General features: G+C 43.5%; 8 protein-coding genes. 4 read left to right on the top strand and 4 right to left on the bottom strand.

Annotated elements, in window-relative coordinates; translation table 11 throughout:
* Window positions 1–1,755, bottom strand: coding sequence for a hypothetical protein (locus ACEW8S_RS03025; RefSeq protein ID WP_373516710.1), 1,755 nt, complete (start codon window positions 1,753–1,755; stop codon window positions 1–3).
* Window positions 1,756–1,960: 205 nt separating this feature from the next.
* Window positions 1,961–3,556, bottom strand: coding sequence for an arylsulfatase (locus ACEW8S_RS03020; protein WP_373516709.1), 1,596 nt, complete (start codon window positions 3,554–3,556; stop codon window positions 1,961–1,963).
* A 279-nt stretch (window positions 3,557–3,835) separates the two neighbouring features.
* On the opposite strand from ACEW8S_RS03020, the gene ACEW8S_RS03015 reads away from it, so the two are divergent.
* From ACEW8S_RS03015 to ACEW8S_RS03000, 4 genes are all read left to right on the top strand, one after another.
* Window positions 3,836–6,685: a family 78 glycoside hydrolase catalytic domain gene (locus tag ACEW8S_RS03015; protein WP_373516708.1), complete on the top strand. Its 2,850-nt coding sequence runs from the start codon at window positions 3,836–3,838 to the stop codon at window positions 6,683–6,685.
* Window positions 6,686–6,890: 205 nt separating this feature from the next.
* Window positions 6,891–9,974 carry a SusC/RagA family TonB-linked outer membrane protein gene (locus tag ACEW8S_RS03010; RefSeq protein ID WP_373516707.1) on the top strand — a complete coding sequence of 1,028 codons (3,084 nt, stop codon included), beginning with the start codon at window positions 6,891–6,893 and terminating at the stop codon, window positions 9,972–9,974.
* Window positions 9,975–9,990: 16 nt separating this feature from the next.
* Window positions 9,991–11,490 (top strand): RagB/SusD family nutrient uptake outer membrane protein, encoded by a 1,500-nt coding sequence (locus ACEW8S_RS03005; RefSeq protein WP_373516706.1) that lies wholly within the window; start codon window positions 9,991–9,993, stop codon window positions 11,488–11,490.
* Window positions 11,491–11,697: 207 nt separating this feature from the next.
* Window positions 11,698–14,397: a family 78 glycoside hydrolase catalytic domain gene (locus ACEW8S_RS03000; RefSeq protein ID WP_373516705.1), complete on the top strand. Its 2,700-nt coding sequence runs from the start codon at window positions 11,698–11,700 to the stop codon at window positions 14,395–14,397.
* A gap of 32 nt (window positions 14,398–14,429) precedes the next feature.
* Here the strand turns inward: ACEW8S_RS03000 and ACEW8S_RS02995 are convergent, their stop codons facing one another.
* Both ACEW8S_RS02995 and ACEW8S_RS02990 read right to left on the bottom strand, forming a co-directional pair.
* The gene (locus tag ACEW8S_RS02995) at window positions 14,430–16,067 is read right to left on the bottom strand and encodes a hypothetical protein (RefSeq protein ID WP_373516704.1); all 1,638 of its coding nucleotides are present in this window, start codon (window positions 16,065–16,067) and stop codon (window positions 14,430–14,432) included.
* Window positions 16,068–16,177: 110 nt separating this feature from the next.
* Window positions 16,178–18,292 carry a DUF5722 domain-containing protein gene (locus tag ACEW8S_RS02990; RefSeq protein WP_373516703.1) on the bottom strand — a complete coding sequence of 705 codons (2,115 nt, stop codon included), beginning with the start codon at window positions 18,290–18,292 and terminating at the stop codon, window positions 16,178–16,180.
* Window positions 18,293–18,534 lie beyond the last annotated feature (242 nt).

Here is an 18,534-nt window from a genome sequence, read left to right as displayed (position 1 = left end):
TTATTGCACTATGCGCAATCCTTCAGGAGCATCGATTTCAGTTTTTATCGAGCCATCCGAATTTTTCTGATGACTTACTTTCAAGATGCCGTGTTTGGTCGGAAAACTTCCTTTGACCCATTCAAGATCTCCCAAATTGGGGTCGATTTTAACGGTTTCCCCGGCATCCATCACGTGTATTCCTAAAATGTGCTGGCTCATCCATGCCGTAGGGCCGCTGGCCCAGCCATGACATAGGCTATGGCGATACCCTACATAGCAGTATTCCCCAAAATCGCCATGGATATCGAAATTGGTCGATGGAACCAATTCATCGATCCGCCCGCTATTGGGCACATCCAGTATGTCAAAATCTTCCCAAAAAGTGGTCGCGCCCAAATCGATCATACCGCCCCAATAATCGCGGATTACTCGAAGTCCCCCTTCATAATCCCCTGCCTTTGCCATGGCTTCCAATATGTAGTAACCATAAAAGGTCGACATGCGCTGAACGCCGTCTTTCGTCAAAATTTCGGCATTGATCTTGCCCGCATCTTCCAGATCGGCCAAGGCCATTAAAGCTGCGGCCTGTTTGGTGGTATTGCCCTTGGGCTTATGTTTGCGCAGCCTTTCCGATATCTTTAGATACTTCTTTTGAAGATCCGGTTTGCCGTAGATGCCCATCATCTCGCTTCCAGCTTCGAAGGTCATAACCATCATCGCTTGGAGGCCGGAATGAACTGCTTCCGGAATCTCACTTGTCGCCCAATCCATGAATCGGCCTCCATCGAGAATTTCTTTATTGTCTTTATCAATAAATGTGCTCAGTTGGTCCAAAAGCGCGATCATATAACTTTCCTGTTCTTTCAAATAGTCAAGATCCCCGTGATAATCAAACACGTTTTTATGAATGAGCAACCACCACATAGAATAGGAGCTGAGGCCGTTCATCCACTGTGGAAGCGGGTGTTGATCGCGAGCCAGATCCAGACTTTTGTGAACGATGTCATGATTGCCAAAAACGGAATTGATGGTCATCACTTCAGGGTGCATATCGCCGACCCAAACCAAACGGTCGCGTTTTATGCCATCCCAAAGGTAATTTTGCATGTTCAGATGTACGGTATAGGCACCGACATCCCAGATTTCGTTCAGACGTTCATCGCTACTTTCGAAGGAGCCCAAATACGCAATATCGCGATATATGAAGGCGGCATCGATGGACTTTATAGGCGCGTCTTCGTTGGCCTCTACTACATCGATACGTAAAAACCGAAAACCGGTTTCCCCCACTTCTATCGTACCCAGCCAAGGCACCTCAACAATAAAATCGCGCAAGGAATGTTCATTGGTCGCGTTCTGTTTTCCACCAATTTCGGACATGGCCTCGCCTACAGACTCCCCAAAACGAAGCCTTAGTTTTAAAGGTGTTTTACTTTCCCTGATTCCCATGGAGATTTTTACGCCACCGCTGATTTCCTTGCCGTAATCCAACAAAATACCCGGCTTGGTTTCAGCGGTACTCACAAAACGGAAAAGGTTTTCATCGTTCACGGCCACTTGTCCGTTTCCTTTTTTTAGCAAGGTTTCGGCATTCTTGATGTATTCGCCGGTATCATCCGACTGCCAAACAATGCGTTGTGGCGTCAAGTAGGTCTTGACCATTTCGGAGTGGCTGGCCTTCTCGGTATATTCCGACCCAAAAATAGGCGGTAATTGGGCTTGAAGGGTTTGGACTACTAGAAATACTATGGCTAAGAGAAGGCCTTTTTTCATTTTTGCTGTGATTGATTTCTGTTGCTAAGCGGTAATTTCGATAAAAATAGGATTTGAAAAAGGTTTATCTATCCTGCACTATACTGTTGTTGTTAGGCGTATACTTCGCCGTATCGAAACAATTCTTGATTTTCTCATTTTCTAGGATTGCCGATTCGTGAATTAAAAGATTCGATGTTGAGGCTCGGGTCGCTGTCTTAAATTTTCAAGGCTGCTTTGGATATTTGGCTTTGAGTGCTTCCGGCATGGCCGTCGGGGTGTATAGATCTCCCGATCCTCGGTCTCCTTGAGGTGTGTAATGAATACTGGTTGATGTGCTTTCGGGTATATAGTCGATTTTGCCGCTCGTTGTCTTCCACCAATTCAACCATTCGGCATGTAACGCACGTACTTTTTTCGGAAGATCTTTAGAAAGGTCATTAGTTTCTAAGGGATCCTCTTTGATATTATATAATTCCCAGCCAGAACCATCCACATCGACCAAACTCCATTTTGACGTGCGTATGGCGCGGTTGTCCATAAATTGGAAAAAAAGGGGCGATTTCCTGCGAAACTTTTTTCCTTGTAATAAGGGAACAAAGGATTTTCCGGCCAAGGCATCCGTAAACGGGGATTGTTTTAGGGAGTTATCGGTAAGATCCAAAATCGTAGGCATCACATCCACCACATGTAAAGCTTCGGTACGGAGTCCGCCTTTATTTTGGATGCCTTTGGGCCAATAGGCGATAGCTCCGGTCTTAACCCCGCCATTATGCTGACTGATTTTATAGAGTCTATTTGGCCCCACCGCAGCGTAGGCCCAACCGGTGCCAGGTTGATAGTTCGAGCCGATGTCGCCGGGCAACAGGCCTCTTTTGAGCATTTCTTCATCCATTACCGAAAACGAATCGGTACCGTTATCGCTCATAAAGAGTATTAAGGTATTCTCGGCTTGATCATTTGCCTCCAAGGATTGTATGAGTTTGCCGATCCCTTTGTCCATACGTTCCACCATCGCGGCATAGACCGCCATGCGCAAGTCTTCTAAATCTTTTTGCTCGGGGGACAATGACTCCCAATCGGGCAAATTTTGCGGATATGCAGGTAAAGGGGTATCCGCTTTTATAATTCCGAATTTGATCTGGTTGTTAATCCGCGCGTTGCGAATGGCCTGCCATCCTTTTATATAGTTGCCCCGATGCGCCATGATTTCTTCCTTGGGGGCCTGTAGCGGGTTATGCGGCGCTTGATAGCTGAGGTACAGAAAAAAGGGCTCGTTGGTTGTATTGTCCTCGGGAGCGATAAAGTCGATGGCATGATCTGTAAAAGCATCCGTGCTATAAAAGTCGTTCCCGAATTCGGTAAAAGGTTCTTTGTTCCTGCGGTAATCCTTACTTCCTGCAAAATAACTGGAATAGCCTCCCAAGAATCCGAAAAAGTAATCAAAACCTTTGTCGTTGGGTTCCCCGTTGAGGTGCCATTTGCCCACCAGACCCGTGCGATAGCCCGACTCTTTTAGTTTTTGGGCAAGATTGACATCCCTTTCGATGCCATATCCGGCCTTGGGCCACCATCTTCCCGTTAACAAAGAACTACGGGAAATCACGCACATACCCGCATTGTACATATTGGGAAGGCGTAATCCATCTTGGGCCATTCTGTCTAAAGCAGGTGTTTTGATTTCCCCGCCGTAACAGCCGAGATCACTATATCCCAAATCATCCGCAACGATCAAAATGATGTTCGGTCTATTGTTTTGTTGTGCGGCCACGGATAAACAATAAATGAAACCTAAAAATAGTACAATTGTCTTTTTGGTCATAGTGCTCCGCGCTTTGGTAATTTCTACTTGGAAGTAGGAATAATTTAGGTAAAAAAACCTAAAAAATCACAATAATTCATCCTGCACTATGCTGGTTGTTGCAACTCCAAAAAGAATATTCCATCAGGCAGGGAAGTACAGGATGCTTTTTTAAGGTCGAAGCGCTAATCTTGTTCATAGTCAGGTATCAGGGTTTGTAAGCGACTATTACATCCTGATAAAACAACATTTTAGAAGCTACCATACTTGTGAAAAATTCTTAGTCTAGTATACAACCACATGAACAGAACAATAACGCTCCTTTTCTTAGGGTTTTTAATGTTGGCCTGCCAAGGGACTACAGAAACCGATCACTTTATCAAGATTGAAAAAGTAACTATCAACTATCTTGAAAACCCACTCGGTATCGATGATCCGGAACCAAGTATTAGTTGGATAATGTCTTCGGAAGGAAGAAACAAAAAACAGTCGGCCTATCAGATCAAAGTAGCCTATTCGGAGAAAAGCCTTGAAGGGGACACGGATCTTCTGTGGGATACGGGCAAACAATTGTCAGATCAAAACGTCCAAGTGCGCTATGCCGGGATCAGCTTAGGTTCGGGTCAGCGTTGTTATTATAAAATCAAGATTTGGGACGAAAAGGATGCTGCTTCTGATTGGAGCGAAACGGGTTTTTGGACCATGGGATTACTGGACCGGCAAGACTGGAAAGCCAAATGGATCGGTTTTGAAACTAAGGACAACGACCCCAAAGACCCTTTACATTTGCCTGCCGCCCCTTATTTGAGAAAACCCTTTTCGGTAAAAGGGGAGATCAAAAAAGCAAATTTGTACGTGACCTCGCTGGGCGTTTTTGAAATGTCTTTGAACGGTAAGAAGATCGGAAAAGATCTGCTGGCCCCGGGATGGTCAGACTACAACAAACGTATTTATTATAGAACCTATGATGTAGGCGATTATCTTGATCAGGGGGCAAATGCCTTGGGCGGCATTTTGGGCGATGGTTGGTATGCAGGCTACGTAGGGCCTAAAGAACTATCGAATCCGAGGAATCGGGAACTTTACGGTCTGCACCCCGCATTGTTCTGTCAGTTGGAGATCGAATATGAAGATGGAAAAAAGGAAACGATTGTCTCCGATGAAAGCTGGAAAGCGAGTGAAGGTCCATTGGTCTATGCCGATCTACTTATGGGAGTAGGTTATAACGCCAATTTGGAACTGACCGGTTGGAACACGCCCGATTACAACGATCAAGATTGGGCCAAGGCCTATATCCATAAAGGTACGGAAGGCAGCCTAGAGGCCTACCCCGGAAATAGCATCCAAGTTTACGATGAACTGAAACCTGTCGAAATTACCGAACCTACCAAAGGCACCTATATTTTTAATTTGGGACAGAATTTTGCAGGTCATGCCAGATTAAAGGTTTCCGGAAGTAAAAACGATACGGTAGTTATGCGTTTTGGGGAACGGTTGCATTCTGACGGCACCTTGATGACCGAGAACCTAAGGTTTGCCAGGGCCACGGATACCTATATTCTCAAAGGGGAAGGAATCGAAGAATGGGAGCCCAAGTTTACCTATCACGGGTTTCAATACGTTGAGGTAACCGGTCTACAAGACAAACCGGACAAGAATACGATTACGGGAATCGCTTTTGGTTCCTCGACCCCCATGGAAAGCACGTTCACGTCTTCGGACGAGACCTTGAACCGCATGTTCGAAAATGTAATCTGGACACAGCGTTCCAACTTTATGGAAGTACCTACGGACAGTCCACAGCGCGATGAACGTTTGGGCTGGTTGGGCGATGTACAGATATTTTCCGAATCGGCGCTTTACAATGCCAGTTTGGGTGCCTTCAACGCCAAATGGTTCGCCGATGTACGTGATGCCCAATATGATTTCGGACCCTATTCCACTTTTGCGCCCCGGCCTTACCCTGACCTGGTCTGGTATTCCCCGGGATGGATGGAAGCCGGTGTTATGGTGCCTTACCATACCTATAAATTCTATGGAGACACCAAAATCGTAGCTGATCATTATGGATCCATGACCCGTTTTATGGAGTATCATATTGATAAAAGTAAAAAAACCGATTATTTTTATCCTGAAAATTCATGGACGGAAGTCGCTCCCAAAGGAGGGTTTGGCGATTGGCTTTCCATGACCGATAAAAATCTCGCACATGATATTATGGCATCGATGTATTTTCAAAATGCCCTGAAGATGATGGCCGAGATGAGTACGGCCATTGGCAAAAAAGAGAAGGCCAAATATTATCGAAATACCTATGAAACCTCGGTAGCGGCATTTATCGACCACTATTTGGACGATGAAGGAAAATTTCAAATCGACGAAACGGCATACGGAGATGGGGCGGGTTATTTTGAAGGCGAAAAAGGGTTTACCGGTCATACGCAATCGGCTTATGCCACAGCCCTTTATTTTGACCTACTCCCGGAAGGACTGAAAGAAAAAGCCGGTAATCATTTGGTATCCCTCATCGAAGAAAATAATTACCTGCCCTCTTCCGGAATTTTGGGAATTCGACAATTGTTGCCTGCACTTTCTTCTGTGGGACGTTCAGATTTGGCCTATCGGATCTTGTTGAAAAAAGATTATCCAAGTTGGGGGTTTCAGGTAAAGCATGGCGCAACCACTATTTGGGAACGCTGGAACAGCTATACGCCTGAAAAGGGATTCAACGGCGAGATGAACGCTAAAATGAATTCTTTCAACCATTATGCCTTTGGTGCGTTTTCTCAATATCTGTTCAGCGATATGGCCGGCATCGACACAAAAGGGGTAGGATTTAAGAACATCATCATCCGACCTGATTTGGGAAATCGTTCTCTATCGCATGTACGGGGGGAATATGGTTCCATCAATGGGAAAATCATTTCTTCATGGACCATCACGGATAATGGATTTGAATTGGAGGTCGACATACCGGTAAACACTACGGCCAAAGTCTATGTGCCGGCAGGTAATGAAGATGAGGTTAAAGAAGGTGGAAACGCAATCGATTCAGAGCGGATTAAATTCCTGAAACAAGAAGGAACCTATAAATTGTTTGAAGTAGGTTCTGGAAATTATGTATTCAAGACCACTTTTTTGGACAACTAAGAAATAAGGCTATACTCTTCAATAATCGCTCCTGCAAGTGTTTGTTCGTTCTCGATTTTAAGATATATCCCGGATTTCCATGCTTGGATTTGACTAAAAGTTGACTGTTAAAGTTAAAAACTTTTCAATAAACAGTACAGTACAGGATAGATTAAAACAAAAACACCGTTAATATTGTCATAACTTAAACTTAACAGATGAAATCATGAGATACTACTTTAAAAAAATCCTAAAAAGAACACTGTTTCTTTGCTTAATGGTTTTCGCACTAGGTATGTATGCCCAAGGAAAAATTGTGACCGGTACCATAACTTCTTCAGATGGTGAGCCTTTGCCAGGTGCTTCTGTCGTCCAAAGAGGTACCGGCAATGGTGTTCAGTCCGATTTTGACGGAAATTATCAAATTGAGCTTTTGGCCGGCACCGATGTTCTTGTATTTTCCTATGTTGGTTTCAGTTTGCGGGAGGAAGCCGTTGGTAACAGAACGACGGTCGATATCGTTTTACAGGAAGATGCACAAAACCTTGATGAAGTTGTTGTTGTCGGATACGGTTCGCAAAAGAAAACCGATATCACGGGCGCTGTTGCTTCGGTAGGGAGTGAAGATTTGGAAAAGGCCGTATTTAATTCCGTTGATCAGGTATTGCAAGGTCGTAGTAGCGGTGTACTCGTTACATCGGCTTCGGGCGAGCCGGGTGCAGCGGCAAATATCCGAATTCGAGGTAACAATTCCATTTCGGGAGATAACTCGCCACTCTATGTGGTCGATGGAATTCCAATTACCGGATCACCTAATTTTAATCCCCAAGAAATTGAAAATATGGAAGTTTTGAAGGATGCATCCGCCACCGCCATTTATGGTTCTAGGGGTGCTAACGGAGTTATCCTTATTACTACAAAAAGGGGGGAAACAGGCAAAACAACAATCGACTTTTATGTCAACAACACCTTTTCCAGTATTGATCAGACCTATGAGGTGTTGAATGGCCAAGATTATGCGGAATACCGAAATGAAGCTAACGCGGCGCTGGGTAACGCTATACCCTTTCCCAATCCTCAGCAATACGCAGGTCAAGGGTTTGATTGGCTCGATGAAATTACGCGTACAGGTCTCCGTTCGGAATACGGAATTAATTTTTCGGGAGGTAGTGATGATGCCAGGTATTTTGTTTCAACAAATTTATTGGACGACAAAGGCGTTATTACAGGTTCAAAATTTAAGAGAGCGAGTGTTAGGGCCAATGTAGATTTAGATGCCATGAACGACAAGCTCAATCTAAAGTTTAGCGTCAATGGAACCCAGACCCAGAACTTTCGCTCCGTGACCGACAACCGTGCCTTTCCGGCGGGAGCAGGGCCGATTTTCAACGCATTGACCTCCGAGCCCATTGTGCCCACTATCGATTATTCAGGCTTTACAGGTGAGAACCAACAGTTTTACAACCCGTATTTGGAGGTGACACAACAAGATGACAGAGAGTTTCTGACCAATTTATTGGGCAGTCTTGAAGCCACCTATAAGATTACGGAAAACCTATCTTACACCTTCAATGGGGGAATCAATTTTCGTTTAGGTACTAGGGATATATATACGCCTTCGAATGTGGGCAGTGGAATTTTATCTAATGGTGTAGGGTCATCCGGCAATAATAGGGCCTATGATTACATTGCAAGTAATTACCTTACTTACACCGATCTTTTTGGTGAAAAACATGATTTTTCTGCCACCTTGGGAACGGAATATAGCGAATTCAATAATTATAGCACATCCTTGAGTGTAGCCAACTTTGGTGTAGAACTTCTTGGTTTTGATAGTTTTGGCGTAGCTACAGGTATCCCGAACGTAGGCTCGAATAGGAGTCAAAGTGTATTGCAGTCGGGTTTTGCCAGATTAAATTACTCCTTTATGAACAAATACCTATTGACCGCTACAATGCGGGCCGATGGTTCCTCTAGGTTCGCAGATAATCAAAAATGGGGCTATTTTCCATCGGCAGCCATAGGATGGCGGGTTTCCGAAGAGAATTTTTTAAAGGACAATCAAACGCTTTCCAACCTTAAATTTAGAGCTTCTTGGGGTGAAACGGGCAGTCAATCCATTGCACCCTATCAATCTTTGTCCCGTTACGGAACAACGGTTTATTCTATTGGCAATGCGCCAACCTTGGGTTTTGTGCCTCAAAGTGTGGCCAATCCCAATTTAAAATGGGAGACTACCGAGCAATTGAATTTAGGTATTGACTTAGGTCTTTTTAACAATAGGCTGAGTTTTACTTTTGATTATTTTGAAAAGACCACAAAAGACCTGTTACAAAGTATTTCGATACCATCGCAATCGGGTTTTGGTAATGCCCTTATTAATTTTGGTAGTATTGAAAACGAAGGAATTGAACTTTCGGTAGATGCGCTCGTCATCAATGGGAAAGATTTTCAATGGAATACAGTCCTGAATTACACCGCCTATAAAACAAAGGTTTTGGAGCTTGGAGGCGACGAAGAAATTTTTGGGCCTAGTTTTGGAATCAATGTTTATGGCAATGGTCATATTTATAGACCAGGTGATGAGTTTGGACTTTTTTACGGCCTGAAAGCTATTGGTCTTATTCAAGAAAGTGACTTTGACACTGATGGAAATCCAACTTTTGCCATAAATCGCAATGACACGGATCTGGGGCACTGGAAATTCGAAGATATAAGCGGCCCTGAGGGAGTGCCCGATGGTATTATTAGTGGCGAGGATCGCACAATAATCGGTAATCCGAACCCAGATTTTTTGTTTGGTTGGAACAATGATTTTACATATAGGAATTTAACGCTCAACGTGTTCGTACAGGGTTCTATAGGAAATGACCTTTACAATCCCCTGCGTACTACCATAAGTTCGGGATTCTTCAATAATGAAGCCTATAAAAACCAGTCTGTAGAATGGTACAACAATCGGTGGACCCCTAACAATCCTACAAACGATATTCGCTACCCCTCGGTTAACAGTATTTCGCCACCAGTCGCCAACTACATGGTCGAAGACGGCAGCTATATTCGTTTAAAGAACGTGTCGTTGAGATATAATGTCCCTTTACCGGATAATATCGGACTTACCGGACTTCAATTTTTCGTAACAGGAACCAATTTGATTACCATTACCGACTATAGCGGTTTTGATCCCGAGGTCAGTTCTGTTGATGCCGATACCATACGACCGGTAAGTAGCGGTTTGGCCCCAGGGGTTGACCTAGGTGCTTACCCAAGGCCAAAATCATACACATTGGGACTAAATCTTTCATTCTAACCTTTATTATAAGATCATGAAAAGAATATTCAAAATTATTATTTTACTTACCCTCGTTATAGGCTGTGAGCCCTTGGAGGAGGTGCCATTCTCTTCGTTGGCCGTAGAAAATCTATATAAGGACGAAGACGATGTGGATGCAGCTTTATATGGCGCCTATGCTGCCATGAACAATGGCATTGATGAACTTTGGTATTTTCTTGCCACATCCGGCCCCGGTGAGAGTGTTGTTGTTCGTCTTAAAGGAGACGGGAATCAAGGCCAGTTATCAGGTCTGAATTTTCAGCCCGGAACTGCGCACGGATCTTGGTGGCCCAACTTTTACACGGGTATAAATCGAGCCAATTCAATAATCGCCAACATTTCAAAGGCTGGTCTTGAACCGACTGTCGAAGAACAAAAAATTGCCGAGGCAAGGTTTTTGCGGGGTTGGTACTATTTCAATTTGGTGAAATGGTTCGGTGGAGTGCCACTTCAACTAGAAGCAACCGCCGATTTTTCAGATGAATCGATAAAGAAACCTAGAAATTCGATCGAAGAAGTATATAACGTCATTATAGAAGATTTGAAGGTGGCCGAAAATCTTTTGCCCGATAGTTGGGATTCTTCCGATTTTGGAAGGGCCACTTCTTGGACTGCAAAAGCTTATTTGGGTAAAGTGTATCTGCACATGGCAGGAAAACCATTAGAACAAAATGAAATGTATGCCCTTGCTGCCGAAAAATTGCAAGAAGTAGTCAATAATGGACCATACGCCCTGCAAAATAATTTTGCGGATATCTTCTCGGTCGGCAACGAGGCCAATTCCGAGATTATTTTCGCAAGGCCCAATATTGCCGAGGCGGGAGCGGGAAGCGTTTTGAACTTTTTTGTAGGAGCGCCCTTATCACCCCATGCCTTTGCAGGTGGTCAATATCAAGTTGGCTTCGCGGAATCTTTTTATAATTCGTATTCGCCCACCGACTTAAGAAGGGATGTGACTCTTCTATATTCCTACGTTAATAGCAATGGGGATACGGTAACTTTCAACGACCCCAATAATCCCGGTGATCTCCCTTTTGGAGGTTATAACGAACCCAAAGGAATCGGTTTTGGCAAATTGTTGGACGTTGGAGGGGCACCAGATAGTCCTTTTTCCCATCGAAGTGATTTTATTTTTATGCGCTATGCCGATGTGCTGCTTATGTTGGGCGAAGCATTAAATGAAAGTGGCAGTTCTACCGAGGCCTTGAATTATATAAATCAGATACGCGATAGGGCAGGTTTAGATGATATAGCTACATCTGGTCAATCGGAATTGCGTGATATTATCAAGCAAGAAAGAAAATGGGAATTGGCCGGTGAATTTACCGAATATCCTGATTTACAACGATGGGGCGATATTGAGGCGTCGCTACAAAATAATGAAGATGCGCAATTCTTCGGCACGGTGTATAACCCAAAATTAGAGTTACTTCCTATTCCTCAAGGTCAAATTGATGCAAATGAGAATCTAGTTCAGAACCCTGGTTATTGATATTCCTAAGTTTTGTAGTTTTTAAATGACTGGATCAATTTCGAAGGGGTAAATCAATAAAATTTGCCCCTTTTTTTAATCTTATGACTTTGATTTAATTTAAAGCCAATGTTAATCAAGGTAACCTAATTATTGATATTTATGAATACAATACTTTCCAAAATAGCGATACTTTTATGTCTTTTTGATTGTTCGAAGGTAAGTGCTATGATTCAAGAGACAGTACTTTACATAGGCGAACCCCGAGTCGAATATCACGAAAACCCTGAAGGGTTGGATGTCTTAAAACCTCGATTTAGTTGGATCTTGAAGGGAAAGGGAAGAAACAGGTCGCAATCGGCCTATCAAATATTGGTCGCCTCTTCTAACGAAAAGCTTTCCCAAAACGAGGGAGATATCTGGGACAGCGGAAAGGTAAGATCAAATAGCACCAATCAAATTCAATATGAGGGTGTCTCACTTACATCAAATACAAGGTATTATTGGAAAGCAAAGATTTGGGACGAATCGAACCAAGAATCCGAATGGAGCACACCGGCACATTGGTCAATGGGGCTGCTAAGATTTTCGAATTGGAAAGGCCTTTTCATAAGTCATGACGTGGGCTATGATAAAACCGACAAGTATGATAGCCTATATCTTCCTCCGGCAAGATATCTGCGCAAATCCTTTATGCTAAATAAGAAAGTAAAAAAGGCAACGGCCTATGTTACGGCATTGGGTCTTTATGAACTCAGACTTAATGGCAAAAAGCTAGGCGATGCTAATTTTTTACCGGGATGGACCGACTATAACAAACGTTTATATTATCAAACTTTCGATATCACGGATAGCTTACAACAAGGCGAAAACGTAATAGGGGCGGTAATCGCAGATGGCTGGTATTCGGGATACATTGGTTATGCCCTATTGGTGCGTTTGGATAAAGTCAGGGAATTTTATGGGGTAAATCCGTCTTTTATGGGACAAATTCACGTAGAATATGAGGATGGGAGCTCTGAAATTATAGCTTCTGACACTACTTGGAAGGCCAATGAAGGCCCCACCCGGGAAGCCGATATCATCATGGGCGAGACCTACGATGCCCGACTGGAAAATTCGGGGTGGGATGCCCCAAATTATAATGATAAGGACTGGAAAGCTCCAAAGGTGTACACCTACCCCAATGGAAAGTTAGAGGCACACCCCGGAACACTGGTCAAAAATAGGGAACGGTTGAAACCTACTGAAATAACCGAGCCCAGCCCGGGTACCTATGTCTTTAATTTGGGAAAAAACGTTGCTGGTATTGCCGAACTCAAAGTAGAAGGCCCAAAAGGAACGAAAGTACAACTTCGCTTTGGGGAAATTTTAAAGAGTGATGGCAACATACAGACTGAAAATCTCCGACTGGCAAGGGCTACCGACACCTATATCTTAAAAGGGGTTGGTGTGGAAACATGGCAGCCGAAATTTACGTATCACGGTTTTCAATATGTAGAGGTCACGGGATACCCCGGGAAACCCACCGCCGATGCCATTACCGGAATGGTACTAAGTTCGATTGAGACCGACGCAAGTACGTTCAGTTCTTCGAACGCCATGAACAATACCCTTTTCGAGAATATTAGGACGACCCAAAGCGCGAACTTTTTCGAAGTGCCTACCGATTGTCCCCAAAGGGATGAACGCCTAGGGTGGACGGGGGATGCCCAGACCTATATGCGCTCGGCTACCTACAATGCCGATGTCGCGGCTTTTATGACAAAATTTTTGATCGATCTTGACGATGCACAACGCTGGTATGGGGCTTATCCTAATTTTGCACCTTTTCCATATTCTCGGCCCGATCAATATTCCCCAGCTTGGATGGACGCTGGAATAATCATTCCCTACAACATGTACAAAGTGTATAATGACACCCGTATTTTGGAATATATGTATGAGGGTATGGAAGAATTCATGCAGTTTCAAGAGGATGCAAGCACAGATTATTTAAGACCGGGCGGCGGCAACAATTGGGGCGATTGGCTTGCGGTAAACGAAGAGACCAGCCACGATTTTGTAGGAGCCTCATTTTACGGCTACGATGCCAAATTAATGGCCGAAATGGCAGAGGCATTGGGCAAAACGGAAGATGCCGCCAAGTATAGGACGCTGTTCGAAAATATAAAAAAAGCATTTGCTGAAAAATATATTTTAGCAGATGGCCGAACCTCGGAAGATACCCAGACGACCTATGCTTTGGCACTTTATTTCGATCTTTATCCTGATGATCTGGCCGAAAAAGGAGCGGCGCGCCTAGCGGAAAAAATCGAAAGGAACGGGTTCAAGTTCGCGACAGGTTTTTTAGGAACCAAGCACGTCATGTTGGCCTTGTCAAAATATGGATATAACGATATTTCGTATAAAATATTCCAACAGACCGAATACCCCAGTTGGGGCTATTCCGTGGAAAACGGAAGTACTTCCATCTGGGAAAGATGGAATAGCTATACCAAAGATGACGCGGAAAATTCAGACCTTAATGCAAAAATGAACTCTTTTAGCCATTATGCCTTCGGTTCGGTAGCGGAATGGATGTTTCAACACGCCGTAGGCATCGATACCGAAGATTCGGGGTATCGAAATATCATTATCAAGCCTGCCATAAGTAAAGAAATGGATTTTATAAAAGGAAGTTATAAAAGTATCAACGGTACGATATCATCGGCCTGGAACTGGAAGGGGAATAAAGTAATCATGAACATTGAGATTCCGATAAATACAAGGGCTAAAGTTTATATCCCGACTTCAAATGCATCTGGTGTTATGGAGAATGATAAGCCGCTCTCAAAGTTTGCTGAAATCAAAGTGCTGGAATCCAACGATAACGAAACCATTCTCGAGATTGGATCTGGAAAATATTCTTTTAGCGCAAAGATGTGACAGTTAGGCTGAATTATTTCTGATCAGAAAGTTCATTCAGCGTATCTATAGTTTGCCCTTCTATTGGGCGCATTGTCCCCAGCATCAAAAAAATCGGTTATGTTTTTCAATTTAGAGGGATTATCTACCCAATGAAACTCGAAATCCAAACCACCGTTGGGAGCTATCAAACTCCTGGGCACCGAGAGCATCAATTCCTTACCCTCCAATTTATACGGAATTTCGTCACTGGTTTTCCATCCTTTTTTGGGATGGAATTTTTTAATGGTTGTCTTTCCATTTGTCGTGACTTCATGATGTATTAAAAGATCATAGCCTTCCCACCCTGTGGCCTTTTCACTATCGGAATCGATAAACAACAGCATCCAGTTTTGATTTTCCGGAGACGTAATTTCGTTTTCGGTTTTTGCATAAAAGAAAACGTGATCGTTATTGTTGGCAACCTTTGATTTCACAATATCATTTCTTCCGTTCGTAGTAGTGTATGGGCCTGCACTACCTTGTTTTTGACTGTTTCTATGTGCCGTATCCCCGATATGGTCATAATAGATTGAAGTAACGTCTTCCCATTGATCGAATCCGCCCGCAATGTCTATGGTCTTTTTAGGACTGGATTCTACGGGTGGGTCAACTCCCTTGTATCTTCGCACATTGGCCATCAACTGGTAATAATAATTGTCCATATGGCCCCCTTTCATCGGTTCAATATCACGGCTATACTCCTGATTGTATTGATCTATGAAATAAACGTCGCCTTCCTTAAGTTCCTTTCCTACTTTGCCCAGGTGTGCTCCCGGATAAAAGCTCCATTTTTGGAGTTCCTGACTGATGTTCCCACCCATTTCTTGTCTTCCGGCGGACCATTCGTTCCATCCGGTTACGAAAACGAATTCTGGATCTACCTCAAGGGCTCTGTCCCATTGTTCTTGAAAAAACAGACCTTGAGCCGTATAAGGCGTTACGTCATAGTTGTTTATTTCGGGCTGCCGGAAATTATGAAAACTCCTTCCGATGTTTGACAACGGATGTTGCGCTACGGCAACGGGCATCATCTCTTTTTCCTTCGGATTATCGTGCCATGCAACCGCCTGCGGAAAGTGATCTACCCATGGCCATTCGTCTTTACCGTTTTGATCATACCAGGGTAGCGATGTCCATGCCCAGCTTTGTTTTAAGTTGAAGAATTCGGAAATTTCTTCGGAATAAATAATATCGTTGACTTTATTTCTTTCCGGCATTTCGTGCTGTCCGTAAAGCAACAAAGGCTTTCCTTTCCAATAAAACCATAGCTGTTCGAATAGCCCTTTTGAATAGAATTCATCCCAGAGTTTATTGACCGAAATTTCACTTCCCAAAAAAGCGATGTAAGGGGTTTTTTCTCCATCGTTTCGCATTTTTGTAAAAACCTTACAGATTTTCAGGTAGGTTTCGGGATACGTTTTATTGTTGGTCACATCAAAAATTAGAACATCGACCCCGGCATCTGCCAGTTGATAGGCATGCCTGCGAATCGCCCATTCTTCATGGTTGAGGTAATACCCGATTTCAGGTTCGCCCCAGTAATGGGGTCCTTTGTCCCATTGCGGATTATCGGGATTTTGCTTTAAAATCTCCGTAACATTGAAAGGTCCCGAAGTATTAGGGTCGTTGTGGTTAATGAAATAAAACATCCCGACATAGCGGTTTTCTTTGGGAGGGCCCACTTCTTGATATCCGGGCAACTTTCTACCGAGAGCATCCGTGGCCGACCAATTTTGATTACCGATGTTCGTTGACGACTTTAGTTTTTTTTTCCAATACTTCCTTTGTAGCGAATCTCGTCCCAACTATCAATACCTATCATTTCTTTGTATGGGTCATAGACTTCGTCTTCCTTATCGGTGCCAAAGGCTTGGTAGACGTGCCATACCGGTTTTATGCCGCTTGGGTCTTCTTCGTCATCAGGAAACCTTCTAAGTCCGATGCGCAAACCTCCCTCACGACGATTGTCTTGCCAGTTGTGGTATTGAAAACCGTCGATCCCATCCAGATATTTTATTTTTTTCATCGCGTATGCCATACCTGCGGCCTGCTCCTTTAGATCTTGTTCACTGTAGGTCGGGGAGTTTGTTCCGTTTTCCGATAAATAAACGATGCGTTTCGATTTACCCTTGAATAGTACTTCGGGTTGTTTTACCCAGGCATCCAAAACTTCGGTGTTCTTAAAGGTAATCAGTTGGGTATCAAAATCAAAACTCACCTTTTTGTCCAACCACGTTTTGGGTTCACGGAGCGATTCGGGATAGGGATGTTGAGCAATGGCCCACTCAAAATCGCCTTCCGCTTTGGAGAACTGTAATAGTTGCTCTAACAGTTCTTTGGAATGGTAGAACTTTGGGTTTGAGGTCCAATTCCAATAATGGGTCAGGGATATGAATACTTTGGAGTTTGGATTGTATTTTCGGGCAATATTATGTGATATTCGCATCGATTTGTGATAGAGATCCATAAACACCAGAGCCGTTTTTTCGCCGGCATTCGTCCAGACCCAACCCGCATCGACTTCGTTATGGATAATCCAATGGTGTATGCGGCCGTATTTTTTATCGGGCCGCATATATCGATCCGCCAAAAAATCCAAAACGGCGGCATAATACTGCACTCCTTCGGGAGAGGTCAAATTCGGCATACTATAAATTCCTGCTGGATCGCAATCGGGATGTTGCAGAATACGTCCGATTTCTGGGTCTTTCGCTTTCGAAGCCTTGTCGACCAATAGAATTGCGGACACTTCGATATCCCTTTCCGCGGTCGTCAGTAAGGTTTCATCATACTTTTTGATCAGTTCACGATCCACGTAATAGGTCTTGCCCATATATTCAAAGGGCATACTTTCGGGGGAAGGCCCGGCCCTGAAAAAATGAGTCACCCAAATGTTTACGGTAGCACTGGTAATGCCTAAGTCGTCGAGATCGGAAACCGGCGCATCACGGTTCGCGCTATAACCGCCCAAGCCCTTTTTAGTAGCTGGTTTTACAAAAGGATATTTGTATTTAGGGACTATGGAATCGGCATACCGCGCATTTGAAACCGGAGTATAGCCTTCCGCACCTTTCTGTACGAGCATCCATTTAGAGAGCACACGATCTTGATTGAAACCATGGCGTTTTACAGTTCGATCAATTTCCAGATTAAAGTCCTCTTTGTCGGATTTTATGGGCGCCAAAAATTCAAAAGTCTTTAATTCGGTGGCATGCCCGTAAGGGCTAACCTCGGCTAAGTAGAAGTCCTCCCCATCGCTAAGGTTACCTTGTACTTTTATTTTATTGTCGGTTACCAGTACGTTGGTAATCTTGTTTTGATACATCCCGTTTAAATAGGAAATCAAGTGCTTCTCAAGAATTGCTTCTTGCTTTCTTTGGGCTTCCTTTTTGGCCTCGATTTCCGCCTCTCGGGCCGTCTGCGGTCTTAGTACCAAGTTCCGTATCTGGATTTTTAAGTCCGGGGCGGCACCAAAATCCAACCGGAGGTAATCTCCTTTTTTGCCCCAATGCTGTAACGCATCGTTAAGGTCTATTTTGAATGCTACCCAACCTTCCGTAGAACCTACATCACGAACGATTTTAGGTTTCAGTCCCTCCTTTTCAGGATAAAAATGAACCTCGATAAAATCGACCCCGGTCGGACAAAAATATTCAAAGGCAAGACGGTCGTTGCCGACATTCAAATCAGATGTAAGGGGATTCGTAAATACATGGGGATCTTTGCCCGTAGTTTCAATATCATAAATTCCCTCATTCAAAATCTTTAATTCAATATCATTGAATTCTTTTGGGCTTACCGACAAGGGCAATTGCGAACTCTGGGCAAAGACGGCCAAAGGCAACATTAAAAAAAGTAATAGTAGTTTCTGCATAGTTAAGAGTATTCTTTGTAGCTTATAAAACTACTTTTACTTTTTCTATAAACTATCCTGTTGTGTGCTGTTCGAAATCGGGATAGTGCATGATGGCATCATTATTTATTTTTATAACGTAATAACAATTTATATGAGACCATATCAATACAGTTTGTGAGTACAAATTTTTTGTATCTTAAAGCATAAAGACAAATAGTGCTCTTTCAATAGATGCACAACTTCAAATGGCTCATCGAAAA

The sequence above is a fragment of the Pricia sp. genome, from assembly GCF_041745955.1.
Classification (GTDB): Bacteria; Bacteroidota; Bacteroidia; order Flavobacteriales; family Flavobacteriaceae; genus Pricia.
Note: the sequence above shows the minus strand (reverse complement) of the source record. Positions and strands in the feature narration are given on the sequence as shown.

What these genes read in the sequence shown, in the direction of transcription:
- ACEW8S_RS03025 (WP_373516710.1), bottom strand. Translation starts at nt 1,755, where the DNA reads ATGAAAAAAGGCCTTCTCTTAGCCATAGTATTTCTAGTAGTCCAAACC.
- ACEW8S_RS03020 (WP_373516709.1), bottom strand. Translation starts at nt 3,556, where the DNA reads ATGACCAAAAAGACAATTGTACTATTTTTAGGTTTCATTTATTGTTTA.
- ACEW8S_RS03015 (WP_373516708.1), top strand. Translation starts at nt 3,836, where the DNA reads ATGAACAGAACAATAACGCTCCTTTTCTTAGGGTTTTTAATGTTGGCC.
- ACEW8S_RS03010 (WP_373516707.1), top strand. Translation starts at nt 6,891, where the DNA reads ATGAGATACTACTTTAAAAAAATCCTAAAAAGAACACTGTTTCTTTGC.
- ACEW8S_RS03005 (WP_373516706.1), top strand. Translation starts at nt 9,991, where the DNA reads ATGAAAAGAATATTCAAAATTATTATTTTACTTACCCTCGTTATAGGC.
- ACEW8S_RS03000 (WP_373516705.1), top strand. Translation starts at nt 11,698, where the DNA reads ATGATTCAAGAGACAGTACTTTACATAGGCGAACCCCGAGTCGAATAT.
- ACEW8S_RS02995 (WP_373516704.1), bottom strand. Translation starts at nt 16,067, where the DNA reads ATGTTTTATTTCATTAACCACAACGACCCTAATACTTCGGGACCTTTC.
- ACEW8S_RS02990 (WP_373516703.1), bottom strand. Translation starts at nt 18,292, where the DNA reads ATGCAGAAACTACTATTACTTTTTTTAATGTTGCCTTTGGCCGTCTTT.